Annotated in this window: 2 protein-coding genes; one reads left to right on the plus strand and one right to left on the minus strand. The window is 49.2% G+C overall.

Annotated elements, in window-relative coordinates; translation table 11 throughout:
* Nucleotides 1-433 (minus strand): recombinase family protein (locus tag AADEFJLK_RS23190; protein WP_249028126.1); only part of this gene is annotated, 433 nt, incomplete at its 3' end.
* Nucleotides 434-656: 223 nt separating this feature from the next.
* Here AADEFJLK_RS23190 and AADEFJLK_RS23195 point away from each other — a divergent pair.
* Nucleotides 657-3,722, plus strand: coding sequence for a Tn3 family transposase (locus AADEFJLK_RS23195; RefSeq protein ID WP_103975981.1), 3,066 nt, complete (start codon nucleotides 657-659; stop codon nucleotides 3,720-3,722).
* Nucleotides 3,723-3,891: the final 169 nt, after the last annotated feature.

The following is a 3,891-nucleotide window of genomic DNA, read 5'->3' on the forward strand; positions in this document are numbered from 1 at the left end:
CTTCCGCAGCGAGGGAAACGACTTTTTCACGCAGGTCATCCGGCACTGGCTTGCGGCCTTTGTACTTACCGGCCGTTTTGGCTTTGGCGACACCTTCTTTCTGCCGTTCCAGCATCATTTCGCGCTCAAATTGGGCGACACCGCCCAGGACAGACAGCATGAGCTTTCCGGTTGGGGTCTGTGTGTCCATCCCAAGGTTTAGGATATGCAAGCCAACCCCTTTTTCCTCAAGCGTTTTGACGGTCGCCATCAGGTCGCCCACTGACCTGGCAAGGCGGTCGAGTTTGGTCACGACCAACACGTCCCCCTCCCGTGCAAATTCCAACGCCGATTCAAGCTGCACGCGGACGGCAACCGATGACACCTGTTCCCTATAAATTTTTTTGCAATGGGCGGCCTCAAGCTCCTTAAGCTGGGACTCGAGTCCGGCCATTTGTTCCGCGGTGGAGGTTCTGGCGTATCCGATGATCATTTTCCGCTCACAAGAGCCATAGATGTTGTGATAGAGTGCCGATCATAAATTAAAACAGATGCGATTGATAGGCTTTTGGGGCCTTATTTCACCTATCAATGGGCCCTAGCCCTAATGATAGCCCGGCCGGCCAGAAAGCCCGCTTTAGCCGCCATCACAATCCGCACGACCAATAAAATAACGCATGGCACGGCTGACCGTTTTGACCCAAGAGGAAATCGACGCGCTTTATGCGATACCCATATTGGATGATGAAGAGCGTGCTTGTCTCTTCGCCTTGGAAGCCGACGACAGGGCAATTTTGGATACCTACGGGAATGACACCGCATGTAAAGTGAACTACATCCTGCAACTTGGGTATTGTCGTGCCACCCATAATTTTTTCACCTTCAGTATCCAAAAAGTTAAGCCTGACGCTGATTTCATCATGTGCCAGTATTTTCCTGACGAACCGTTCCCTAAGAAACAACTGTCGAAAAACCTCCACTACCGTAACCGCCGTGAGGTGATGGACAAGGTTGGCCTGAAAGATGCCGACGCCACTTTTCTGGAGAATTTGGCCAATGAGGAGAAGGCGCTCGCCAAACGCCATGTGCTCTCCCGCTTTATCATGGAAGGGCTGCTGTCCTATTGCCAACAACTTAATGTTATCAGGCCGGCCTATTCAAGCTTACAGGACAGGGTATCGGCCGCGCTTTTGGCGGAACGCAAACGCTTGGCCAACAAGCTCTATACCGATGCCGACAAAGCGCTCCGCTCGCAATTGGACGGGCTGCTGGAGAACGACGGGCTGTTTTACAACCTGACGCTGCTAAAAAAAGACCAGAAAAACTTCAGCGCCACCGAAATCAAGATAAGCGTGGCCAAACAGCAGTTAGTCATGGGCATTTACGGGAAGTCCAAATTGTTGATGCCCAAGCTGGGTATTTCAGAGCAAAATATTATCTACTACGCGAACTTGGCGGAGTTTTACACCATCCAAAAACTCAGGCGGCTGGCCGATAAAAATTTGGTACGGCTTTATCTGCTGTGTTACGCGCACCGGCGCTTGCTTAAAATCAATGACCATCTGGTATCCAGCCTGATACAGAAGATGGGGAAATATGCGGACGATGCCGACGAGTACCAACGCTCAAAAATTGAGCTGACGGACAGCGTGGACAAACAGCTCAGGCAACAGGCTTACCAGGTCATGGCCATTAACATTGATGACCGTATTCGGGATGACCAAGTCAGGGCCATGGCCTTTGAAGTGATTCCCCATGCGGATTACCAACAGTTCCTCAAGGCATTCAAAAAGCCCAACTTTGACCGTGACTTTTTCCGATGGGAATATTATGGCCAATTGGCGTTAACCATCAAAAGGAACATCCGCCCCTTATTCAAAGTCCTGGAATTTTCCTGTAGCAATGACGAACTGACCAAGGCTGTGCTGTTTTTGAAAAAGCATCTGGATGGCGAAAAACCTTTTCGGGACTATGTCCACCAAGAAGTGCCAATGAACTTTTTTCCAAAAAACCTGAAAAAACACCTCACCTATAAAGCACAGGTTGACGGGCAACAGAAGGCGGTCAAAAAAGTAAACGGCGACCGTTATGAGTGCATGGTTTACCACCAGCTAAAAAACGGCATAGCCAATTCCACGGTTTTTATCAAAGACAGCCATTGTTACCGTGCCTTGGAAGATGAACTGATTGACCTTAGCCATTGGACACAACACAAACCGGACATTTTGCGGCAGCTTAATCTGCCTTTTCTGTCGATGGACAGCGTTGAATTGCTGGGTAAACTGGAAACCAGTGTGCAAGCCAAATATGCCCTGGTTAACCAACACATCCTGAACGGCGAAAACACCGGCCTGAAAATTCAAAAAGACAAGCAGGGCGGGCTGGTCAAATGGACGTTGCCGTATGTCCGCCTTGATGATGGGATGAACAACCCGTTCTATGAAAAGCTGCGCGTCTCAAGTATCGGCGATATACTGAAGTTTTCGGCAGATGCCACGGGGTTTATGAAAGCATTTTCCCATCTTCAGCCCAAATACGCGAAATTAAGCCCCGACCCTGAAGCCGTCTATGCCTGCATCATTGCCAATGCCACGGGCATTGAAACGAAAAAGATGAAAGAGATCAGCGACGTGAAAGGGAACGATTTGGATCGGGCCAACAAAAACCATATCCGCTACCAAACCCTTTGTGCAGCCAATCATGTGGTCATGAACCATACCGCAAAGCTGCCGATTTTTGCCGAGTATAACCTGTCCGATTACGGAGTCCATGACAGCGTTGACGGACAAAAGTTCGCCACGAAATACCACACGATCAAATCCCGCTATGCCAAGAAATATTTTGGGCTGCTCAAAGGCGTGGTCCTGTATTCGCTCAACGCCAACCACCTGCCGTTGTGCCTGAAGGTCATCGGCGCCAACCAGCACGAAAGCCACTTCTTGCTGGATATTGTGGAAAGCAACACCTCGGATATTGAAATCACGGCGGTGTCCGGTGATATGCACAGCATTAACCGCGTCAACTTTGGCCTGATGTATTTGTTCGGTTACCGTTTTATGCCGCGATTTACCCAGTTGTGGGAAAAGTCAGACAATAATCTGGTCTGTTTTGATGAAGTCGACAACCATGCCAAGCACATCATCAAGCCCAGCAAAAAGGTCAACAAAGCGCTCATTATCAAAGAATGGGACAATGTCTTGAGAATAGTGGCCTCATTGGCACTCAAAAAGACGACGCAAAGCCAGATTGTCGCCAAGCTGTCCTCTTACAAAAAGACCAATCCGATCTTAAAAGCACTGATTGCCTTCGATGCGATCATCATGACCGATTATTTGCTGGATTATATCGACAGCAAGGAAGTGCGTGAAGTGGTGCAAAGCTCGCTGAACCGTGGCGAATCTTACCATCAGCTAAGCTCCACCATCGCCAAGGTCAGTGGCGGCAGGATGCTCAATGGCAAGACGGAAATCGAACTCGACATCAATGCCGAATCCATCCGCCTCATTGCCAACGCGGTGATCTTTTATAACGCGACACTGTTGTCAACATTACACCAGCATTATCAAACGGTTGACCCTGAAATGGCAAAACAGATACTCCGGTTTTCAACGGTTGCCTGGCAGCATATCAATTTCATTGGCAAGTATGAATTTTACAACAGGGCAGATATGCCTACTATTCAAGAGGTTATCAAACAGTTTATCGCCGGCATTGAAACCGATATTTCGTCTGTAAGCCACTGATACCAAGGGATCCAGAGGTGCCTCAGGACAAACCGTTCTTTTGGAGAGTAGCGGCAGCGATCTCATTTTCATGATACGCGCTACCGCCCTCGCAGAACCGGACTTGGAGCGTTACACCATCCGGCTCCCAGCTTGAGTCATCCACCATGGTGACGGGTAAAGGTTGCGA

Source organism: Methylovulum psychrotolerans (assembly GCF_002923755.1).
Classification (GTDB): Bacteria; Pseudomonadota; Gammaproteobacteria; order Methylococcales; family Methylomonadaceae; genus Methylovulum; species Methylovulum psychrotolerans.

What these genes read in the sequence shown, in the direction of transcription:
- AADEFJLK_RS23195 (WP_103975981.1), top strand. Translation starts at nt 657, where the DNA reads ATGGCACGGCTGACCGTTTTGACCCAAGAGGAAATCGACGCGCTTTAT.